General features: G+C 67.7%; 16 protein-coding genes. 8 read left to right on the top strand and 8 right to left on the bottom strand.

Annotation, left to right across the window (positions count from 1 at the left end; translation table 11 throughout):
• Positions 1 to 14 precede the first annotated feature (14 nt).
• From BM013_RS24735 to BM013_RS24720, 4 genes are read left to right on the top strand one after another with little or no spacing between them, the layout of a single operon-like run.
• Entirely contained in the window at positions 15 to 1,025 is a 1,011-nt protein-coding gene (locus BM013_RS24735; RefSeq protein WP_093130287.1) for a tripartite tricarboxylate transporter substrate binding protein, read from the top strand.
• 10 nt (positions 1,026 to 1,035) lie between these two features.
• The gene (locus tag BM013_RS24730) at positions 1,036 to 2,241 is read left to right on the top strand and encodes a CaiB/BaiF CoA transferase family protein (protein WP_093130286.1); all 1,206 of its coding nucleotides are present in this window, start codon (positions 1,036 to 1,038) and stop codon (positions 2,239 to 2,241) included.
• A 4-nt stretch (positions 2,242 to 2,245) separates the two neighbouring features.
• Positions 2,246 to 3,121 (top strand): amidohydrolase family protein, encoded by an 876-nt coding sequence (locus BM013_RS24725; protein WP_093130285.1) that lies wholly within the window; start codon positions 2,246 to 2,248, stop codon positions 3,119 to 3,121.
• Between the two features lie 50 nt (positions 3,122 to 3,171).
• Positions 3,172 to 4,131 (top strand): Bug family tripartite tricarboxylate transporter substrate binding protein, encoded by a 960-nt coding sequence (locus BM013_RS24720; protein WP_093130284.1) that lies wholly within the window; start codon positions 3,172 to 3,174, stop codon positions 4,129 to 4,131.
• A 1-nt stretch (position 4,132) separates the two neighbouring features.
• Here the strand turns inward: BM013_RS24720 and BM013_RS24715 are convergent, their stop codons facing one another.
• Positions 4,133 to 4,564 (bottom strand): nuclear transport factor 2 family protein, encoded by a 432-nt coding sequence (locus BM013_RS24715; RefSeq protein ID WP_093130283.1) that lies wholly within the window; start codon positions 4,562 to 4,564, stop codon positions 4,133 to 4,135.
• 353 nt (positions 4,565 to 4,917) lie between these two features.
• Positions 4,918 to 6,315 (bottom strand): replication initiation protein, encoded by a 1,398-nt coding sequence (locus BM013_RS24710; RefSeq protein WP_093130282.1) that lies wholly within the window; start codon positions 6,313 to 6,315, stop codon positions 4,918 to 4,920.
• A gap of 613 nt (positions 6,316 to 6,928) precedes the next feature.
• Between BM013_RS24710 and BM013_RS24705 the strand changes: the two genes are divergently transcribed.
• From BM013_RS24705 to BM013_RS24690, 4 genes are all read left to right on the top strand, one after another.
• Complete coding sequence (locus tag BM013_RS24705) at positions 6,929 to 8,083, top strand: AAA family ATPase (protein ID WP_256220156.1); 1,155 nt, start codon at positions 6,929 to 6,931, stop codon at positions 8,081 to 8,083.
• A 432-nt stretch (positions 8,084 to 8,515) separates the two neighbouring features.
• Positions 8,516 to 9,607 (top strand): ParB/RepB/Spo0J family partition protein, encoded by a 1,092-nt coding sequence (locus BM013_RS24700; RefSeq protein WP_093130280.1) that lies wholly within the window; start codon positions 8,516 to 8,518, stop codon positions 9,605 to 9,607.
• A 772-nt stretch (positions 9,608 to 10,379) separates the two neighbouring features.
• Complete coding sequence (locus BM013_RS24695) at positions 10,380 to 10,613, top strand: hypothetical protein (protein WP_093130279.1); 234 nt, start codon at positions 10,380 to 10,382, stop codon at positions 10,611 to 10,613.
• A gap of 28 nt (positions 10,614 to 10,641) precedes the next feature.
• The gene (locus tag BM013_RS24690; RefSeq protein ID WP_093130278.1) at positions 10,642 to 12,585 is read left to right on the top strand and encodes a phage integrase family protein; all 1,944 of its coding nucleotides are present in this window, start codon (positions 10,642 to 10,644) and stop codon (positions 12,583 to 12,585) included.
• Between the two features lie 33 nt (positions 12,586 to 12,618).
• Here BM013_RS24690 and BM013_RS24685 read toward each other — a convergent pair whose 3' ends face one another.
• The 6 genes from BM013_RS24685 to BM013_RS24660 form a co-directional block, all read right to left on the bottom strand.
• Positions 12,619 to 13,215 carry an L-threonylcarbamoyladenylate synthase type 1 TsaC gene (locus BM013_RS24685; protein WP_093130277.1) on the bottom strand — a complete coding sequence of 199 codons (597 nt, stop codon included), beginning with the start codon at positions 13,213 to 13,215 and terminating at the stop codon, positions 12,619 to 12,621.
• A gap of 59 nt (positions 13,216 to 13,274) precedes the next feature.
• Entirely contained in the window at positions 13,275 to 14,138 is an 864-nt protein-coding gene (locus BM013_RS24680; RefSeq protein ID WP_093130276.1) for an isocitrate lyase/PEP mutase family protein, read from the bottom strand.
• Positions 14,139 to 14,178: 40 nt separating this feature from the next.
• Positions 14,179 to 15,369: a 2-methylaconitate cis-trans isomerase PrpF gene (gene prpF, locus BM013_RS24675; RefSeq protein WP_093130275.1), complete on the bottom strand. Its 1,191-nt coding sequence runs from the start codon at positions 15,367 to 15,369 to the stop codon at positions 14,179 to 14,181.
• An 18-nt stretch (positions 15,370 to 15,387) separates the two neighbouring features.
• The gene (gene acnD / locus BM013_RS24670) at positions 15,388 to 17,994 is read right to left on the bottom strand and encodes a Fe/S-dependent 2-methylisocitrate dehydratase AcnD (RefSeq protein ID WP_093130274.1); all 2,607 of its coding nucleotides are present in this window, start codon (positions 17,992 to 17,994) and stop codon (positions 15,388 to 15,390) included.
• A gap of 82 nt (positions 17,995 to 18,076) precedes the next feature.
• A complete protein-coding gene (gene prpC, locus BM013_RS24665; RefSeq protein ID WP_093130273.1) occupies positions 18,077 to 19,288 on the bottom strand; it encodes a bifunctional 2-methylcitrate synthase/citrate synthase in 1,212 nt (403 codons plus the stop codon).
• Complete coding sequence (locus BM013_RS24660; protein WP_093130272.1) at positions 19,285 to 19,692, bottom strand: acyl-CoA thioesterase; 408 nt, start codon at positions 19,690 to 19,692, stop codon at positions 19,285 to 19,287. The genes prpC and BM013_RS24660 overlap by 4 nt, the downstream gene beginning before the upstream one ends.
• Positions 19,693 to 19,773 lie beyond the last annotated feature (81 nt).

Genomic DNA, 19,773 nt, shown 5'->3' with positions numbered 1-19,773 from the left:
CCCCGGAGACAAAAATGCAGTTCCCCTCGTCCGTTCGCTTTCGCTCTGGTTCTCGCTTTGGTTTTCGCTTGCGCACGCTCGCCGTCGTTGCCGCTGCCACGCTGGCCGGCACAGCCTTCGCACAAGGCGCCTTCCCTTCGAAGACGATCACCATCGTCGTGCCCTACCCGGCCGGCGGATCGAACGACACCTTCGCGCGCCAGGTCGCCAAGGAGCTCGGCGACGAGCTCAAGCAGCCCGTGATCATCGACAACCGGCCCGGCGCGAGCGGCAACACCGGCACCGGGCAGGTGGCGCGCGCCACGCCCGACGGCTACACGCTGGTGGCGGTGTCCTCGAGCATGACGACCAACGCGGCCGTGCAGACCAGGCTGCCCTTCGACCCGGTGAAGGGGCTCGCGCCCGTGGCCATGTTCGCCAAGGGCCCGTTCATCGTCGCGGTGAACAACGAGTTCCCCGCCAAGACACCGGCCGAGCTCATCGCGGCCATCAAGGCCAAGCCCGGCCAGTACAACTACGCGTCGTCCGGCTCGGGCAGCGTGAACCAGTTCGGCACCGAGCTGCTCAAGGCCAAGGTGGGCGACCTGCAGATCGCGCACATCCCGTACAAGGGCATGGGCCCGGCCGTGACCGACCTGATCGGCAACCAGACGCAGCTGCTGATTTCCAGCGGCCCTTCGCTGCTGCCGATGGTGCGCGCGGGCAAGCTGCGCGCGGTGGGCATCACCAGCCTGAAGCAAAGCCCCGTCGCGCCCGACCTCACGCCCATGGCCGTGGCGGTGCCCGGCTACGAATTCGAACTGTGGTGGGGCCTGCTGGCACCGGCGGGCACGCCGGGCGACGTGGTCGGCAAGCTCAACACCGCCGTGAACCGCATCCTGGCCAAGCCCGCCATCGCGGCCAACTTCCTGCGCGAAGGCGCGATCGCCACGCCGCTCACGCCGGCGCAGTTCGGCACCGTCATCGCGGACGACGTGGAGCGCTGGAAGAAGCTGGCCAGGCAACAGAACATCACCGCCGATTGAGGAAACACCCATGAGCATCACCGCCTCCCACGCCGCGGACGACAGCACGCGCCTGCCCGCGCGCACCGGTCCCGCGGGGCCGCTGAGCGGCCTGCGCGTGCTCGACCTGAGCGCCTACATCGCGGGCCCCTACGGCTGCTCGCTGCTGGCCGACCAGGGCGCGGAGGTCATCAAGATCGAGCCGCCCACGGGCGACAACCTGCGCAAGTACCCGTCGACGCTGGAGGCCGAGAGCCGCGCGTTCATCGGCGTGAACCGCAGCAAGCTCGGCGTGGTGCTCGACCTGAAGCAGCCCGATGACCTGGCCGCGCTGATGGCCCTGGTGCGCACGGCCGACGTGCTGGTGCACAACTTCCGCCCCAGCGTGCCGCCCCGCCTGGGCATTGCGTACGACCAGCTGAAGCTGGTGAACCCGCGGCTCATCTACTGCAGCGTGACGGGCTACGGCGAGACCGGCCCGCTGCGCGCGAAGGCCGGCTACGACCAGGTGCTGCAGACCATGACCGGCATGTGCGCGCTGCAGGGCAAGCGCGGCGAGCCGCCCGAGATCATCTACGGCTCGGTGGTCGACTACTACGCGGCCGCGCTGGTGGCCGCGGGCGTGGCCTCCGCGCTGTACGAGCGCGAGAAGAGCGGCGAAGGCCAGTTCGTGGGCGTGTCGCTGCTGCGCTCCGCGCTCACGATGCAGTCGGCGCGCATGGTGTGGGCCGAGGGCGAGCCGAAGGACGTGGGACGCGACATGCGCTCGGGCGGCATCACCGGCATCCACCCCACGCGCGAGGGGCACATCTACATCTCGGCCAACACGCCGCACTTCTGGCGGGCGCTGTGCGACAAGGTCGGCCTGGGCGAGCTGGCCGCCGACGAGCGCTACGACTCGGTGCGCAAGCGCGCGCAGCACTTCGCGGAAATCGTGCCCCGGCTGCGCACCGCACTGGCCGAACGCACCGCGCTCGAGTGGGAAGAACTGTTCGGCGAAGAAGTGCCCTGCGCCGCCGCGCGCACGGTGGAAGACATGTTCGACAACGCACAGGTGCTGGCCGAGGACATGGTCGCGAACTTCGCGCATCCCACGCTGGGTTCGTACCGCGGCTTCACCCGCCCCGTGCAATTCGGCCGCACGCCCGGGCCCGAGCCCTTCGCGGCGCCCACGCTGGGCCAGCACACGCAGCGCGTGCTGCCCGCGAAAGAGGCCGCCGGCCGCGCGGACGACTGAAGCCATGCGCGCCGACCTCGTGGTGCCGCACAGCAGCGGCACGCGCCAGCCCGCCAGCAGCGCGCCCGAAGATGCCTGCGACGCGCACATGCACGTGTACGACCGCCGCTTTGCGCTGCACGGGTCGCCCGATGCAATGCTCGACCATGCGACCGCCGGCGACTACCGCCTGCTGCAGCGGCGCATCGGCACGCAGCGCACGGTGGTCGTGCAGCCGCGCGTGCACGGCACCGACAACAGCGTGACGCTGGCGGCCATCCGCGAACTGGGCGCGCGGCACACGCGCGGCGTGGCCGTGGTGCGCCCCGACGTGAGCGACGCCGAACTCGAGCGCCTGCATGCGGGCGGCATCCGCGGCATTCGCTTCACGCTGTACACCGCGGCCGGCGCGGCAACGGATTTCTCCATGGTCGAGCCGCTCGCGCACCGCGTGCATGCGCTCGGCTGGCATGTGCAACTGCACTGGAGCGCCGGGCAGATCGTGGAACACGCGGCGCTGCTCGCGCGGCTGCCTTGCACCGTCGTGTTCGATCACCTGGCGCGCATGCCGCAGCCGGATGCACAGGCACACCCCGCGTTCGACGTGGTGCGCCGGCTGCGCGACAACGGCCGCACGTGGATCAAGCTGTCGGGCGCCTACCTCGACTCGGCGCTCGGCGCCGCGGGCGGCTATGCCGACACCGTCGCGCTCGCGCAGGCGTGGGTGCGGCAAGCGCCCGATCGCGTGGTGTGGGGCAGCGACTGGCCGCACCCCACCGAACGAACCGGCAAGCCCGACGACGCGCAGCTGTTCGACCTGCTGGCCGCCTGGGTGCCCGACGAAGCCCAGCGCCAACGCGTGCTGGTCGACAACCCGGCGCGGCTCTACGACTTTTCCTGAACGACCAACCCCTGGACACCCGAGACCCCTTGAACACCCGAGACACCGGCATGAACAAACGACTCCTGAAATCCGTCGCGGCGCTGGCCGCCTGCGCTCCCCTGCTGGGCTGGGCTGCCTGGCCCGACAAGCCGATCCGCATGGTCGTCCCCTACGCGGCGGGCGGCGGCGCGGACAACACCGCGCGCATCGTCGCGCAGCAGATGAGCACGGCGCTGGGCCAGCAGATCATCATCGACAACAGGCCCGGTGCGGGCGGCGTGATCGGCGCAGACAACGTGGCCAAGGCCGCCGGCGACGGCTACACGGTGCTGTACGACGCCTCGGCCTTCTCGGTGAACCCGTCGCTGCGCAAGCTGCCCTTCGACGCGGCGAAGGACTTCATTCCGGTGTCGCTGGTGGCCACGGCGCCGCAGATCCTGGTGGTGCCGGCCACGGCGCCGTACAAGACGGTGACGGAGTTCATCGACTTCGCGCGCAAGAACCCGGGCAAGCTGAGCTTCGCCTCGGCGGGCGGCGGCACGGGCTCGCACCTGGCGGGCGAGGCGCTCAACGAGCAGGCCAGGATCAACCTGATGCACGTGCCCTACAAGGGCGGCGCGCCTGCGCTCACCGACGTGATGGGCGAGCAGGTGTCGGCCTATTTCGGCAACGTGGCCTCGACGCTGGGCTACGTGAAAGGCGGCAAGCTGCGCGCGCTGGGCGTGAGCTCAGCCAAGCGTGTGCCGGGGCTGCCCGACACGCCGACGCTGGCCGAGTCAGGCCTGCCTGGCTACAACGTGGTGGAGTGGAACGGCGTGTTCCTGCCGAAGGGCACGCCGCCCGAGGTGGTGCAGAAGCTGGGCAAGGCGGTGCAGGCGGCGGTGAACGAGCCGGCCGTGAAGCAGAAGCTGCTGCAGCTGGGCCTGGAGCCGGCGGGCACCACGCCCGAGGCGTTCGCGAAGTTCGTGCAGGACGAAAGCGCCCGCGTGAGCGCGCTGGTGAAGGCGCGCAACATCCGCGTCGATTGAGCTAGGGGCCGGGCTGGGGCTGAGCCTTGGCCTGGGCCTGGGCTTGCATGTGGGCCTGGAGCATGGCCCCCATCTTTTCGTGGATCAGGTTGACGGCCTTCAGCGGCCGCAGCATCACCTTGAACTCGGTGATCTTGCCGGCGTCGTTCCACTTGATCATGTCCACGCCGTTGACGCTGATGCCGTCGAGCTCGAGCGTGAACTCGAGCACCGCGTCGCGCTCGCCCTTGAGTTCGCGCACGTAGCGAAAGCTGTCGTTGAAGAACACCTGGAACGCGGCGGCCAGGTACTTCTGCGTGATGGCCTTGCCGACCTGCGGCTTGTGCACCACCGGTGAATGAAAGACCGCGTCGTCGTCCAGCAGGGCGTCGAGGCCCGCTGCGTCCTGGCGCTCGACCAGTTGGTGCCACGTGGCGAGGGTGTCGATCGGCATGGGGTGTCCTCGGGCGTTGAATGAAAAGGCCCGGCCTGCGCGGCCGTGGATGCGGGCGCAGTCTAGCGAGGCGGCCGTTGGAGAGCTACTTGCGGTGTCGCGCAGTTGTCTTGGGGAAGGTGCCGGGTTCTCCTGTCGGAGCGCGGGGATGGGGCATGGGGTCGCTCGCAAGCGTCGGCGATGCGATTCCAAGGGCGCCCTCGCCTTCCGCTGTCGGGCAACCGGTCGCAGATGCCGCAATTTCTCAATAATCCACTAACGGCGCGTTTTAGAAAGGCATCACGCCGCCAACCACGGCGCGCATGCCGACACATCAGTGCGACGCTGACGCCTCAACTGCTCGGCAAGAGGTCTCAGATGCCAGCTACGCCGCGCTGCAGCGCGAAATCGAGCAGCACGCGGTCGGAAGGCTCTTCAGGCCAGGTCGTCTGTGCCACCCACTTGTAGAACGTGCTGGCGGCCACACGGCTGGCCGGGCCGTCGCGGCGCCAGGCGCGGGCAATGGGCGGTGCCAACTGCTCGAGGCGCTGCGTTTCGAACTGGCCGCGCAGCTCGCCCTGCGCGGGCGGCTGCATCTCGCTGAACATCGCACGGGCTTGCGCCATGCGGTCGTTCTCCCAGAGCTCGCGGATGCGCTGCATGCGGTCGGACGGCGACAGCTGTTGCTGCATGGCAGGTTGCGCAGCGGAGGTGGCGCCGGCGGCCGCGGCCGCGGCCGCGGGCGGCACTGCATCGGCAGGCGGCAGCGACTTGATCGCCGCGTAGCCTTTCTTGAGCGCGTCCTTGAAGTAGGCCGCGGGCGATTTCAGCTCGGGCATCGTCGGGCTGCGCAGCCGCTGGTCGACGTGGTCGAGGGTAGCGCGCAGCTGGCCCTCGTCGGTCGTGGCGTAGAGGTCCTGCGCCTCTTCCTGCTTGATGCCGAGTGCGATGAGCCGGCCGACCAGCGCCAGGTCGAACACATTGCGCTCGGCATTCTGGATTTCGCCCAGGCGCTGCTGCGCCTTGGGCACGACACGGAACTGGATCTCTTCGATCTTTCGCCCGCGCTTGTGCTCGATGAGCTCGATGCTGAAGTCTTCGCAAAGCGCGTCGATCTCGGCCAGGGCCTTGGAGATCACGTCGCGCTTGAGGAAGCGGTAGTCGACTTCCTTGATGTCGCTGCGCCCGGTCAGCACGGCAGCCCACCAGACCACGTCCTCGCGCATCGACAGGCGGCCAGGGGAGGTGAGGTAGCGCGCACCGATCTCGTAGAGCACGGCGGCGGAATAGCTTCGCATCTGGCCGCTGATCTCCAGCAGCACGCGCGTGTACTGGTGAGGGCGGACGAGCCGCTCCTTGATTTCTTCCGGATAGCGCCAGGTGACCATGCAGGCGCGGCCCCTGCCCTGTTCCTCGATGGTGACGGTGCCCAGCAACTGCGACGACACCCAGCGCTTCAGCGCGGGGCCGCTGGTCGACCATTCGATGGTCGTCGCCTGCATGTCGCGCAGGTGGGCCTTGAGCAGCTCGGTGTTGTTGGAGTTGAAGCGGGCGTCGCCGATGAGCTCGCTCAAGGCGAGCTTGTAGACGGGTTCGTCGACGCCCTGGCGCTGCGAGTGATACAGCAGGGCGTTGTAGATACGGCGGGACAGCAGCGTGAGACGGCCGCGCTTGGGCCGGATCGCAATGGCTTCATTGGCTTTGGCGACGCTCTGTTCGTCTGCTGTCGGGGCTTGGCGCGGGGCGCTGGGCGGAGCATCTTCCTCGGCCATGTCTGATGTATCGCAAATGCTTGGGTTCACATCATGCCTCCGTATTGTGAATCGGTCAAATCACAAAGAAATGGACCGACTTGTTTTATTTAAAAATAAACACTTGGGACTTTGAAGAGTTTGGCTACTGACTTTCTCGTTCTGTGACAAGGACTTGGCGAGGTTTGTGTGAGTAGTTATGGGGTTCAATGTGAGATCCGATGGGATTTCATGTGAGATCCATTGGGGTTCTTCGGCCATTGCTGTGTATGTCTATGGGGTTTGATGTGAGTGGATATGGGGTTCTGGCCTCGCCCGATGCCCTTTTCGCCCCGATCCATCCCGTTCTGCGGCTCGAAGACGCCCGGATGCCCCGCAGTGGCGCACCTGAAGGGGCGTGGCACGGCAAAATGCGCCCATATGGCTGGGCGCCGGGACGGGGTTCCCTAATCCTTCTCACATTAGACAAGTGCATGGAGACCGCGGAATCGGTATAACTTGTTCATTCGATGGATTCTCGTAGAATTGCCGGATTCTGTCGAATAGGGTCTATGCAATGTCCGTCCCCGTGCCCCCCGTCAGTGGAAACCAGGTTTCCACCGACACCCAAACGCCTCCAAGGCAAGTCATCAACATGGAGCGCATCGCTGGCCTTGCCACGCGCGCTGGTTCCATGGTCGAGCAGATCCGGGGAATGCTGCTCGCCCCCGAGGCTCGCAAGATTCCTCCCGTCTATTCCACCGCCCAACTCGCCGCGCTTTGCGGCGTGGACAAGGCGCATGTCGCCTACCGCATCACCAAGGAAGACCTGCCGGCCGGCCGCCTGACGCCGTCGGGCGGCAAGCGCACCTTCGAGCTCGACGAGCTGCGCCGCTGGACGCGCACCTACCGTGCCGACAAGATGCGTCCCTCGGGTCGCAAGGCGATCACGATCGCTGTCGGCAACTTCAAGGGCGGCGTCGCCAAGACCACCACGGCCATGGTGCTGGCGCAAGGCCTCAGCCTGCGCGGCCATCGCGTGCTGGCGATCGACACCGACCCGCAAGGCTCGCTGACCACGCTGCACGGCTTGCTGCCCGAGGCCGAGGTCACGGAAGACATGACCATCGGACCGCTGTGCGACGGAACGCAGAGCGACATCCGCTATGCCATCCGCTCGACCTACTGGGACGGGCTGGACCTGGTGGCCGCAGCGCCATTTCTGTTCTCCGCCGAATTCGCGTTGCCCGCACGCCAGATGCAGGAACCCGGCGCGAAGTTCTGGGACGTACTGAACGAAGGCCTGGAAAGCGTGCGCGACCTGTACGACGTGATCGTCATCGACACGCCGCCGTCGCTCTCTTATGTGACCATCAACGCGCTCTGGGCTGCGAACGGCATCGTGGTGCCGGTTCCGCCGTCGGGCCTGGACTTTGCCTCGTCGGCCCAGTTCTGGTCGCTGCTGGCCGACCTGGGCGGAAACCTCGACGGCCAGAGCAAAGACCGCGAGGGCAAGGCCTTCGAGTTCCTGCACGTGCTGCTGAGCCGCGTCGATGCGGCGGACCCGGCCATGCCGGCGGTGCGCCAGTGGATCCAGGCAACCTACGGCGAATACACGTTGCCGGTCGAGATCCCGAAGACCAGCGTCACGAGCAACAAGGCCGCCGAGTTCGCGACCGTCTATGACGTGCAGCGCTATGAAGGCGCAGCCAAGACATACAAGCGTGCCGTGGATGCGTACGACGCATTTGTCGAACTGGTCGAGCAGTCGGTGGTCGGCGCTTGGGCCGCTCAAGGGAGAGCGCGCTGATGGGTGGAGGTTGCAGTCAAGACCGAATCCCTGCCAGTGTGCGAGAAAGCAGGACGGTGCGCGTTGGCGTGGAAACCAGGTTTCCACGCCAGGCCGTGTCACTGCGGATGGTTGAGCTGGACGCTGGGCTGCTGCTCGCTCGCCCAGAAGCGTCTTCTAATATGAGGGCACGCAAGGCCAGGCGTGTTGCTGGCGGAATCGTGGAAACCTGGTTTCCACGAAGTGTCGCGAACGTTGTCCATGGCATCGAGTCCGCATGCCGCCCGAACCTGACGATTCAACGGAAGCGCGAAGCAGCAGCTTCTGTTTTTACGACCGGATGCCAGCGACTGGCGTCCGAGCCGCGACGGGCGAAATCGCCGTCGTCGCCGATTGGGGCATCGCGATCCCCGCTTGTGGAAACCAGGTTTCCACGCCCAAGGAGTCCGCACCATGTCTAGTACCCGCAAGCGCCTCGAAGCGCTGACCGCCAACCTGTCGCTGCCGCAGGCGCCCGCACAACCCGTCGACCTGCCGAAGGCAGCGCCTCCTGAAGAGCCGGCGCCGCACGTGGCCCCCGCAGGCATCAGCGTGGAAACCAGGTTTCCACCGGCCGTGGGGGGCACTCATGTGCCGCGCACCGGCCCAGGCCAGATGCTCGCGTTCCGCGGCCAGATCCAGCAGGTCGAGGGAGAGATGGCGGCTCTGCGCGAAAAGCTGCGCCAGTACGAAGGCTCCCTGCCGACCCGCAAGATGGACCCGGCCACGATCCGGCCGAGCCGCTGGGCCAACCGCCACGAAACGGCTTTCAAGACCAGCGAGTTCGCGGGCCTGAAGGCCGACATCGAACATGCAGGCGGCAACGTCCAGCCGATCCTGGTGCGGCCGCTCAAGGACGAGCCGGGCCAGTTCGAACTGGTCTTCGGACACCGCCGCCACCGCGCCACGCTGGAACTGGGCATCCCCGTTCTGGCGTCGATCTGGACGGACGACCTGGGCGACGCCGCCCTGTTCGCCGCCATGGACCGGGAAAACCGCGAACGCGCCGACCTGTCGCCGTACGAGCAAGGCGTGATGTACCAGCGCGCCCTGGAAGAGCAACTGTTCCCCACGCAACGCCAGCTCGCCGAAGGATTGGGCGTCAGCCACACCTGGGTGCGAAAGGCGCTGATGGTGGCGCAGTTGCCGTCAGCGGTCGTCGAATGCTTCCGCTCGCCGCTGGAAATCAGCTTCCGCCATGCCGAGCAGATCAACGCCGCGATGGCGCTGGACCGCCGCGCGCTCCTGAAGCGGGTGGAAAAACTGCGGGGCCAGACGCTGTCGCCGGCGCTGGTGCTGGCGCGTCTGCTGGACGCTGCGCCCGGTTTCGAGCGCAGCGAGCGGGTCGAGGTTCAGGTCGACGGCCAGAAGGTTGGCACGCTCGTGCGTTCGAAGGCCGGGGAGGTCACGATCACCCTCACGCCTGGTGCCGCGATCAGTGCCCCGCTCGAGTCGTTGGAATCTGCGATCTCCGACGCTTTGCGCAGGGCACGCAGCTTGAGCTGATCGGCATCTGGGCGAGGCAGCTTGCCCCAATGTGAGATCTATTGGGATTTGAGGGTGCCTCGTGTCCAGTTCAGGCAGCCTTTGTAGTTAATTGGCCGTGGCCCGGACAAGCCACTTTGGATCGGGTCGCGCAAATGGCAATTGCGAAACGCCCGATCCCTCAGGCGCTGGTGCACCACGACATCCCCAGGGAAGGCCGTTCCAGCACTGCTGGAGCACTTCCCAATGGCAAGGAGGTGCCGCCAGCGGGCCAGGCCGGGTCCGATACACCTTCGGAGCCTTTGACGAGTGGATGCACACCAGTCGTTGGCACCGAACAAGTACGGCAAGCAGATGCCCAAATTCACTCACAATGCCGGCGCTCCCGATTCTCAGGGCGCCCTTTGTGGAGGTCGCGAAGCTTGGTACCCGCCATGCCGTTCCTCGTGCGGCGCCCTTTCGATCTTGTGAAAGTGAGCGCAGGCTTTCGCAGCTGCTTCCAGCAGCGACAAGCACTTGCATCGTTAATCTCGAAGGGGCGGGAATAAGCCGCCGTATCTCTCGCCTCATGGCATCGAGTAACGGTGTTTTCCTTGGCAAAGCAGGCCCAAATGGAAACATCCCGCTACCAGCCATCCGGTCAGCTCCCGGATAATGCCAATCAAATCAATCACTTAAGTCCAGGTCACGCTGCAGACTCTAGAAATGCAACCAAAAATTGCATGGATGATTATTCTGCTAATCATCGAAATAGAATGAGCCCCTCGACTCATTCCACAAGACCCAGGCACCCATGACATCAGACGGTACGTCGTCCCCCTTTGCACACATCGATGACGAGACCCTCGTGAAACTGGCGCATGAATGGCGCGCCCATGCACAGCGCGGCGAGAAGGAGGCTTACGGCACGGCGCACGCGCTGGAAGTCGAAGTCCGCCGCCGTTCCCGCGAGGCGGCCGCCGTCGTCGAAGACGCGCCGGCCAGCGAGCCCACCCCCACCCGGCCGTGGTGGAAGTTCTGGCAATAAACCTGCCCAGGCCCGAACCTCCAATCCCATGACCCCGCTGCAGCCCCGCAAACTCCACCGCGGTCACTTCGCGTTCATGCGGGCGCTGGCCCAGGGCATCGACGAGCGCACCAGCTGGGACCGCTACCTTCGCCTGGAAGGCGAGCACACCGACCTGCGGGTCGTGCGCCGCACCATCGCTTGGATCCGCGACGAATTCGCCGCTGCCGCGCGCCGCGAGCAGCGGCCCGGCACCGCCCGGCTGATCCTGCTCGACCCCGAGCAGTTCGCCGCGGCCACGCCGCTGCCGAGCCTGAGCGATTTCGCGCACGCGCAGGGCCTGGAAGATTTCTCCGAAGCCGAGCAGATCGAGGCCTACGAGACGGCCTTCCCCGGGGCGGCAAGCCAAGGCGGCAGTGGCGCCGCCCGCGCATCGCGACGCACCCGCGTCCTGGAACGCCAGCTGGAAGCGCTGCGCTGGCTCGAAGGCCTTGCGGCCCAGGACCCGCGCCCCAACGATGGCGTCTCGGCCTGGCTCAACCCCGCCGTGGCCGCGCGGCTCGAACTCGCGGGCCTGCCGACCCTCGTCGCGCTGATCGCGAGCATCAACCTGAATGGCGCCCGCTGGTGGGTGCGGGTGCCCGGGGTCGGTGAACGCAAGGCCGCGCGCATCCTCGACTGGCTGCGTGCCAACGAGTCGCCGCTCGGCCTTCGCGTCGGCACGCATGCGGCCCAGCGGCGCGGGCTGGTGAGCCCGGTCGACCTGGCCGCCGTCGTGCCGGCCGCAACCGCCCTGGTTCCGCTCGAAAAATTCGTGACGCCCGCCGAGTTCGACGGCCGCAACGGCCGCTGCCGCGCGCCGCGCGACACGTGCCTGCTGACGGCTGCGACCGACCGCGAAGCCATCGGCGCGTGGCTCGCCGCGAAGCGACCGCGTGACGCATCCGCCGAGCTTTCGCCCACGCAACGCTCCTACCGCAAGGAGGCGGAGCGCCTGTTGCTGTGGGCCGTGCTCGAGCGCAAGACGGCGCTGTCCTCGCTGGCGGCAGAAGACGCGATCGCCTACCGCCAATTTCTTGCCCAGCCGCCCGCCTCGTGGTGCGGCCCGCGTCACAACCAGCGCTGGTCGCCGCTGTGGCGTCCGCTCGAAGGCCCGCTCGCGCCCACCGCCGTTCGCCAGGCGATGGCCATCCTGCGCAGCCTCTTCGCATTCCTGATGCGCCAGAACTACGTGGTGAGCAATCCCTTCGCCGCAATGGCCGAGCCGGCACCCGCCCCGCGTGCGCTGGGCATGCATCGCACGCTCAGCTTCGCGCAGTGGCAGCACCTCGACACGCTGCTCGCGAAGCACGCCGCAACCGAAGCCGGCCGGCGCCTGCGTCGCGGCATGCGCTGGGTCTATGCAACCGGGTTGCGTTTGGCTGAAATCACGGGCGCCACCTGCGGCGACCTGCAGCAGGTGGCCTTCCGCACGCCCGACGGCCGCGATGCCGGCGGCTGGCTGTTGTCGGTCAACGGCCGGGCCGGACGCAGGCGCGAAGTGCCCGTGCCTTCCGAGCTGGTCGCCGACCTGGAAGAAGAACTCGCGCACCACGGCTTCGAGCGGCAGGTGGGCGCAGCGAACAACCGTGCCATCCACGTGCTCGCCCGTTTCGACGTGAAGCTGGACCACCCCAAGCCATGGTCGACTTCCGGCTTCTACAGCGCCATCAAGCTGTTCCTCGCGCAGGCCGCGCGCACGCTCGGCGATGCCGATGCGAAGGACCTGCAACGTGCCAGCATCCACTGGCTGCGCCATGCCCATGGCGCGCACGCGTTGCAGGGCAGGGCAGGGCGGCCGCCCGTGCCGATCCAGGTCGTGCAGAACAACCTGGGCCACGTGTCGGTGGGCACCACGGCCGGCTACCTGGGTTCGCAGGGACTCGCGGGCTTGATGGAGATGCAGGGCTTCTGGAGCCCATCGCCCGAGTTCCAGCCCGATTCGCCGCTGTAGCGCCGCGGGTCGTTGGCCGTTAGCCGTTAGCCGTTAGCCGCGAACCAGTTCGCCCGTCAGCACATCGCGAATCTCGCTCGGTTTCGCGAAGCCGCCCAGCGGTGCGTCGACCAGCACGTCGATGCCGCTCGGAAAGTACGAGAGCACTTCACCCGCATCGAGTGCAGGTGGCTTCCCATGCGGATTCGCGCTGGTCGACACCAGCGCGCCGCCGAAGGCACTGCACAGTGCCGCCGCGCCGGCATGCGCCGTCACGCGCAGCGCAATGCCCGCATGCCGCCCCGAGATCCACGCCGGCACCTGCTCGCTGCGCGGAAAGATCCAGGTGAACGGCCCGGGCCAACTCGCCAGCGCCCTGTCGAGCGCGGCCGTCGGAATTTGCGCCATGTCGACATACGGCACAACCTGCGAGAAGTCGGCTGCGATGAGCAGCACACCCTGCTCGACCGAGCGTTGCTTGAGCGCGCAGATGCGCGTCACCGCAGCTTCATTCGACGGGTCGCAGCCCAGGCCCATCACCGCTTCGGTGGGGTAGGCCGCCACGTTGCCCGCGCGCAGCCGATGTGCGATCGCAGCAGCGTCGGCCGGCAAGTGGTGGAAGGTCTGCGTTGTCGAGGTTTGGGGCGGCATGGTGCCCGGCAGTCTACCGAGAGCCGGCTCCGCACCGACCCATTGCAGTGCCAACCCCTTCAGACCGCGTAGTGCTTCTCGAGCGCGTCGAGCTCCGGCTTGCGCACCAGCCGTTGCCTCTCCGCAAACGAAACGACCAGCGCCGGGTCTTCGTTCACGCGCTTCGTTTCACGCAACACCGTCAGTGCCTTCTGCATGCCCGCGACCGCACCCTGCAGTGCCGCGTTCGCGTACAGCACGATGCCGTAGCCCAGCCCCGCGAGCTCGTCGGCACCGAAGATCGGCGTCTTCCCGCCGATCACCATGTTCATGAGCTGCGGCTTCGCCAGCCGTCGAGGCAGCGCGCGGATCTCGTCGGCCGTGGTCACGGCCTCCACGAACAGGATGTCGGCGCCGGCTTCGCTGAACCTCTGCGCGCGCTCGATCGCCGCCTCGAAGCCCTGCGTGGCGGCTGCGTCGGTGCGGGCCATGATGAGCAGGTCGGAGTCGGTGCGCGCGTCCACCGCCGCCTTGATCTTGCTCACGGCCTCCTCGGTGGAGATCACGTCCTTGCCCGAGAAATGCCCGCAGCGCTTGGGCGCGACCTGGTCCTCGAACTGGATGCAGTCGGCGCCCGCGCGCTCCAGCACGCGCACCGTGTGCCGCACGTTGAGCGCATTGCCGAAGCCCGTGTCCGCATCGACGATCAGCGGCAGGCTCACCGCATCGCGGATGCGCGCGGTGTGGTCGGCGATTTCGTGCAGCCCCATGAAGCCCTGGTCGGGCAGGCCGAACCACATGTTGGTGACGCCCGCGCCCGTGACGTAGATGGCGTCGAAGCCCAGGTCTTCGATCACGCGCGCCGACAGCGCATTGAAGGCGCCCGGCACCAGCACGCCGCGGCGTGCCTCGGCCAGCGATCGGAGGGTCTTGCGAGTCGACATCGGTGTTTCCTGTGAATGAGTCAATGAAGGAGCGCGGTGCTCAGAAGGCATCGCCGGGCACGCGCACCCAGCCTTCCATCAGCACGCGGGCGCTGCGGCTCATCACGGCCTTGGTCACGCGCCATTCGCCGTCGGCGTGCGTGGCCTGTGCGCCCACGCGCAAGGTGCCCGAGGGATGGCCGAAGCGCACGGCCGCGCGCTCGCCGCCACCGGCCGCAAGGTTCACCAGCGTGCCCGGAACGGCCGCGGCGGTGCCGATGGCCACGGCCGCCGTGCCCATCATGGCGTGGTGCAGCTTGCCCATCGACAGCGCACGCACGAGCAGGTCGACGTCGCTCGCCGCAATCGCCTTGCCGCTGGAGGCGGTGTAGCCGGCGGGCTTCGCGACGAAGGCCACCTTCGGCGTGTGCTGCCGGCCGGCCGCTTCATCGATGTGCTTGATGAGGCCCATGCGCACCGCGCCATGCGCGCGAATGGCTTCGAACTTCGCGAGCGCCGCGGCATCGCCGTTGATCGCGTCCTGCAGCTCGGTGCCCGAGCAGCCGACGGCTTCGGCGTTCACGAAGATGGTGGGAATGCCCGCGTTGATCATCGTCGCCTGCAGCGCGCCGACGCCCGGCACGTTCAGCGTGTCGACCCGTTGGCCGGTGGGGAACATCGCGCCGCCCGCGCCTTCATCGTCGGCGGCGGGGTCCATGAATTCGAGCTGCACTTCGGCCGCGGGAAAGGTCACGCCGTCGAGCTCGAAGTCGCCCGTTTCCTGCACGGCGCCGCCCGACATCGGCACGTGCGCCACGATGGTCTTGCCGATGTTGGCCTGCCAGATGCGCACCACCGCCATGCCGTCGCGCGGCACGCGGCTCGCATCGACCATGCCGTTGCTGACGGCAAAGGGCCCGACGGCCGCAGACAGGTTGCCGCAGTTGCCGCTCCAGTCCACGAAGGGCTGGTCGATCGACACCTGGCCGAACAGGTAGTCCACGTCATGGCCGGGCCTGTTGCTCTTCGACAGGATCACGGCCTTGCTCGTGCTCGACGTGGCCGCGCCCATGCCGTCGATCTGCTTGCCGTAGGGGTCGGGGCTGCCGATGACGCGCAGCAGCAGCGCGTCGCGCGCCTTGCCCGGTACCTGCGCGGCGTCGGGCAGGTCCTGCAGGCGAAAGAACACGCCCTTGCTGGTGCCGCCGCGCATGCAGGTGGCGGGAATCCTGATTTGGGGTGCGTAGGTCATGGTGATGCGATTCTCGATTCAGGCTGCCACGGGCGAGCGCGCTGTCGTTGCAAGAAAGTCCTGCGCAAAGCGCTGCAGCACGCCGCCTGCCTCGTAGATCGACACCTCCTCGGCCGTGTCGAGCCTGCAGGTCATCGGCACGTCGAGCCGCTGCGCGTTGCGCCGGTGGATGACCAGCATGAGGTCGCCGCGCGGCTTGCGCTCGCCGGTCACGTCGTAGGTCTCGGTGCCGTCGAGCTTCAGCGTGAGGCGGTCGACGCCCGGCTTGAACTCCAGCGGCAGCACGCCCATGCCGATCAGGTTGGTGCGGTGGATGCGCTCGAAGCCCTCCGCGGCAATCGCTTCCACGCCGGCCAGGCGCACGCCCTTGGCGGCCCAGTCGCGCGAAGAGCCCTGCCCGTAGTCGGCGCCCGCCACGATGATCAGCGGCTGCTTGCGCGCCATGTAGCTTTCGATGGCCTCCCACATGCGCATGACGCGGCCTTCGGGCTCCAGCCGTGCCAGCGAACCGGCGCGCACCGTGCCGTCGCCGTTGCGCACCATCTCGTTTCGCAGCGTGGGGTTGGCGAAGGTGGCGCGCTGCGCGGTGAGGTGGTCGCCGCGGTGCGTCGCGTAGGAGTTGAAGTCTTCCTCCGGCAGGCCCATGCGGTGCAGGTACTCGCCGGCCGCGCTGTTCATCATGATCGCGTTCGACGGCGACAGGTGATCGGTGGTGATGTTGTCCGGCAGGATGGCGAGCGGGCGCATGCCCTTGAGCGTGCGCTCGCCCGCCAAGGCGCCTTCCCAGTAGGGCGGCCGGCGGATGTAGGTCGATGCGGCGCGCCAGTCGTACAGCGGCGCCACCTGCTCGCCGGTGTCGGGCCGGATCGCGAACATCGGCTCGTACACCTGGCGGAAGTGCTCGGGCTTCACGCTCGACTTCACGATGGCATCGATCTCCTCGTCGCTCGGCCAGATGTCCTTCAGGCGAATCTCCTTGCCGTTCGCCACGGTCAGCACGTCGCGCTCGATGTCGAAGCGCACCGTGCCCGCAATCGCATAGGCCACCACCAGCGGCGGCGAGGCCAGGAACGCCTGCTTCGCATACGGATGAATGCGCCCGTCGAAGTTGCGGTTGCCCGACAGCACCGCGGTCGCGTACAGGTCGCGCGCCACGATCTCCTGCTCGATCACCGGGTCGAGCGCGCCCGACATGCCGTTGCACGACGTGCACGCATAGGCCACCACGCCGAAGCCCAGCTGCTCGAGCTCGCCCATCAGGCCTGCCTCCTGCAGGTACAGCGTCACCGCCTTGGAGCCCGGCGCCAGCGACGACTTCACCCACGGCTTGCGCACGAGGCCCAGGCGGTTGGCGTTGCGCGCCAGCAGGCCCGCGGCGATCACGTTGCGCGGGTTGCTGGTGTTGGTGCAGCTGGTGATGGCCGCGATGATCACCGCGCCGTCGGGCATGCGGCCGGGCTCGTCGCGCCAGGGCGCTGCAATGCCGCGCGCCGCCAGGTCGGTTGTCGCCACGCGCGCATGCGGGTTCGACGGGCCGGCCATGTTGCGCACCACCGTCGACAGGTCGAACTGCAGCACGCGCTCGTACACCGCGTCCTTCAACGCGTCGGCCCACAGGCCGGTGTGCTTCGCGTAGGTTTCGACAAGGCGCACCTGCGCGTCGGCACGCCCGGTCAGGCGCAGGTAGTCGATGGTCTGCTCGTCGATGGCGAACATCGCGGCCGTGGCGCCGTACTCCGGCGCCATGTTCGAGATGGTCGCGCGGTCGCCCAGCGTGAGGCTGGCCGCGCCTTCGCCGTGGAACTCCAGGTACGCGCCCACCACCTTCGCATGGCGCAGGAACTCCGTGAGCGCCAGCACCACGTCGGTGGCGGTGATGCCCGGCTGCGGCCGGCCCGAGAGCTTCACGCCCACGATGACCGGCAGGCGCATCCACGAGGCGCGCCCCAGCATCACGTTCTCGGCCTCCAGCCCGCCCACGCCGATGGCGACCACGCCCAGCGCATCGACATGCGGCGTATGGCTGTCGGTGCCCACCAGCGTGTCGGGGTAGGCCACGCCGTCCTGCGCATGCACCACGGGCGACATCCGCTCGAGGTTGATCTGATGCATGATCCCGTTCCCCGGCGGAATCACCTCCATGTTCCTGAAGGCCCGCTTCGTCCATTCGATGAAGTGAAAGCGGTCCTCGTTGCGCCGGTCCTCGATGGCGCGATTCTTCGCGAAGGCATCGGGGTCGAAGCCGCCGCACTCCACCGCCAGCGAGTGGTCCACGACGAGCTGCACCGGCACCACCGGGTTCACCTGCGCCGGGTCGCCGCCCTGTTCGGCAATGGCGTCGCGCAGGCCGGCCAGGTCGACCAGCGCGGTCTGGCCCAGGATGTCGTGGCAGACCACGCGCGCCGGAAACCACGGAAAGTCATGCTCGCGCCGGCGCTCGACGATCTGCACCAGGCTTTGCGCGAGCAGCGCCGGGTCGCAGCGGCGCACCAGGTTCTCGGCGTGCACGCGCGAGGTGTAGGGCAGGGTGGCCCAGGCGCCGGCGCGGATCGACTCGACGGCCTCGCGCGCGTCGAAGTAGTCCAGCGAGGTGCCGGGAAGGTTCTTGCGGTAGTGGGTGTTCATGGGGGCAACGCTCGGGCCTGTGCGCTTTCACATGCTTCACGCACGGTGCGCGGCGCAGGCCTCTTCTCGTCTCCTGTTCTTTTTACGTCCGATCCTGGATCGGCGCGAACTTCAGGTCTTCCGGCCCGGTGTAGTTGGCGCTCGGGCGGATGATCTTGTTGTCGATGCGCTGCTCGATGATGTGCGCCGCCCAGCCCGAGGTGCGCGCAATGACGAACAGCGGCGTGAACATGGCCGTGGGCACGCCCATCATGTGGTAGCTCACCGCGCTGAACCAGTCGAGGTTGGGGAACATCTTCTTGACCTCCCACATCACGCGCTCGAGCCGCTCGGCAATGTCGAACATCTTGGTCGAGCCGGCCTCGTGCGACAGCGACTTCGCCACGCCCTTGATCACCACGTTGCGCGGATCGCTCACCGTGTACACCGGGTGGCCGAAGCCGATGACGACCTCCTTGGCCGCCACGCGGCGGCGGATGTCGGCCTCGGCCTCGTCGGGCGAGTCGTAGCGCTTCTGGATCTCGAAGGCCACCTCGTTCGCGCCGCCGTGCTTGGGCCCGCGCAGCGCACCGATGGCGCCGGTGATGGCCGAGTGCATGTCCGAGCCCGTGCCCGCCACCACGCGCGCGGTGAAGGTCGAGGCGTTGAACTCGTGCTCGGCGTACAGGTTCAGCGAGGTGTGCATCGCGCGTTCCCACGCGGCGCCCGGCTTGCGGCCATGCAGCAGGTGCAGGAAGTGCGCGCCGATGGAGTCGTCGTCGGTCTCCACGTCGATGCGCTTGCCCTGCGTCGACCAGTGGTACCAGTACAGCAGCATCGAGCCGAGCGAAGCCATCAGCCGGTCGGCGATGTCGCGCGCGCCCGGCACGTTGTGGTCTTCCTTCTCGGGGAGCATGCAACCCAGCGAAGAGACGCCGGTGCGCATCACGTCCATCGGGTGCGCGCTGGCGGGCAGTTGCTCCAGCGCTTCCTTCAGGCTCGCGGGCAGGCCGCGCATCGACTTGAGCTTGGCCTTGTACGCGCGCAGCTCGGCGGCCGTGGGCAGCTTGCCGTGCACCAGCAGGTGCGCGATTTCCTCGAACTCGCAGACCTCGGCGATGTCCAGGATGTCGTAGCCGCGGTAGTGCAGGTCGTTGCCGGTGCGGCCCACGGTGCACAGCGCGGTGTTGCCGGCGGTCACGCCGGACAGGGCGACGGACTTCTTCGGCTTGAAGCCGCTGGCTGGGGGCGGGACCGCAGTGACTGCCGTGACGGCGGAGGCTGTGGGGTTGGTGGGGGTGGCAATGTCGTTCATGCTGCTTCCTTCTCTTTCTCTTTGTGCAGGTAGGCGCCGGGAATGCGCGCGGGCCGGCCGTTCTTGTCGACGACGACCATCTCGAACAGCGACTTCAGCGCCAGCCGCGGCGCGTGGCCCAGCTGCTCGGCCGTGCCGCTCACGCAGACCGTGAGCGACGAGCGGCCCACGCGGCTGGTCCATGCGCGAAGCCGCAGCACGCTGCCCACCGGCACGGGCGCCAGGAACTGCGCGTCGCCGCAACTGGCCATCACCACGTCGGACTTCGCGAAGGCGCGCGCGGCCAGGAAGGCCGCCTTGGACATCAGCAGCAGCGCGTTGCCGCCGAACAGCGTGCCGTAGTGGTTGGCGTGCTCGGGGAACACGATTTCCGTGAGTTCGAGCGCCGTGTCGTGGTTCGTCATGGATTCGCAATTTACGCAATTGCATGCCCATAATGAAGGACTGAATTAGCCAATCATTGCGAATGGAAAATGCCGAATTTG

It is taken from the genome of Variovorax sp. OK605 (genome assembly GCF_900115445.1).
In the GTDB taxonomy this organism is placed as follows: Bacteria; Pseudomonadota; Gammaproteobacteria; order Burkholderiales; family Burkholderiaceae_C; genus Variovorax.
The sequence above is the reverse complement of the archived record's forward strand: the minus strand, read 5'-3'. Positions and strand labels throughout refer to the sequence as shown.

What these genes read in the sequence shown, in the direction of transcription:
- BM013_RS24735 (WP_093130287.1), top strand. Translation starts at nt 15, where the DNA reads ATGCAGTTCCCCTCGTCCGTTCGCTTTCGCTCTGGTTCTCGCTTTGGT.
- BM013_RS24730 (WP_093130286.1), top strand. Translation starts at nt 1,036, where the DNA reads ATGAGCATCACCGCCTCCCACGCCGCGGACGACAGCACGCGCCTGCCC.
- BM013_RS24725 (WP_093130285.1), top strand. Translation starts at nt 2,246, where the DNA reads ATGCGCGCCGACCTCGTGGTGCCGCACAGCAGCGGCACGCGCCAGCCC.
- BM013_RS24720 (WP_093130284.1), top strand. Translation starts at nt 3,172, where the DNA reads ATGAACAAACGACTCCTGAAATCCGTCGCGGCGCTGGCCGCCTGCGCT.
- BM013_RS24715 (WP_093130283.1), bottom strand. Translation starts at nt 4,564, where the DNA reads ATGCCGATCGACACCCTCGCCACGTGGCACCAACTGGTCGAGCGCCAG.
- BM013_RS24710 (WP_093130282.1), bottom strand. Translation starts at nt 6,315, where the DNA reads ATGGCCGAGGAAGATGCTCCGCCCAGCGCCCCGCGCCAAGCCCCGACA.
- BM013_RS24705 (WP_256220156.1), top strand. Translation starts at nt 6,929, where the DNA reads ATGGAGCGCATCGCTGGCCTTGCCACGCGCGCTGGTTCCATGGTCGAG.
- BM013_RS24700 (WP_093130280.1), top strand. Translation starts at nt 8,516, where the DNA reads ATGTCTAGTACCCGCAAGCGCCTCGAAGCGCTGACCGCCAACCTGTCG.
- BM013_RS24695 (WP_093130279.1), top strand. Translation starts at nt 10,380, where the DNA reads ATGACATCAGACGGTACGTCGTCCCCCTTTGCACACATCGATGACGAG.
- BM013_RS24690 (WP_093130278.1), top strand. Translation starts at nt 10,642, where the DNA reads ATGACCCCGCTGCAGCCCCGCAAACTCCACCGCGGTCACTTCGCGTTC.
- BM013_RS24685 (WP_093130277.1), bottom strand. Translation starts at nt 13,215, where the DNA reads ATGCCGCCCCAAACCTCGACAACGCAGACCTTCCACCACTTGCCGGCC.
- BM013_RS24680 (WP_093130276.1), bottom strand. Translation starts at nt 14,138, where the DNA reads ATGTCGACTCGCAAGACCCTCCGATCGCTGGCCGAGGCACGCCGCGGC.
- prpF (WP_093130275.1), bottom strand. Translation starts at nt 15,369, where the DNA reads ATGACCTACGCACCCCAAATCAGGATTCCCGCCACCTGCATGCGCGGC.
- acnD (WP_093130274.1), bottom strand. Translation starts at nt 17,994, where the DNA reads ATGAACACCCACTACCGCAAGAACCTTCCCGGCACCTCGCTGGACTAC.
- prpC (WP_093130273.1), bottom strand. Translation starts at nt 19,288, where the DNA reads ATGAACGACATTGCCACCCCCACCAACCCCACAGCCTCCGCCGTCACG.
- BM013_RS24660 (WP_093130272.1), bottom strand. Translation starts at nt 19,692, where the DNA reads ATGACGAACCACGACACGGCGCTCGAACTCACGGAAATCGTGTTCCCC.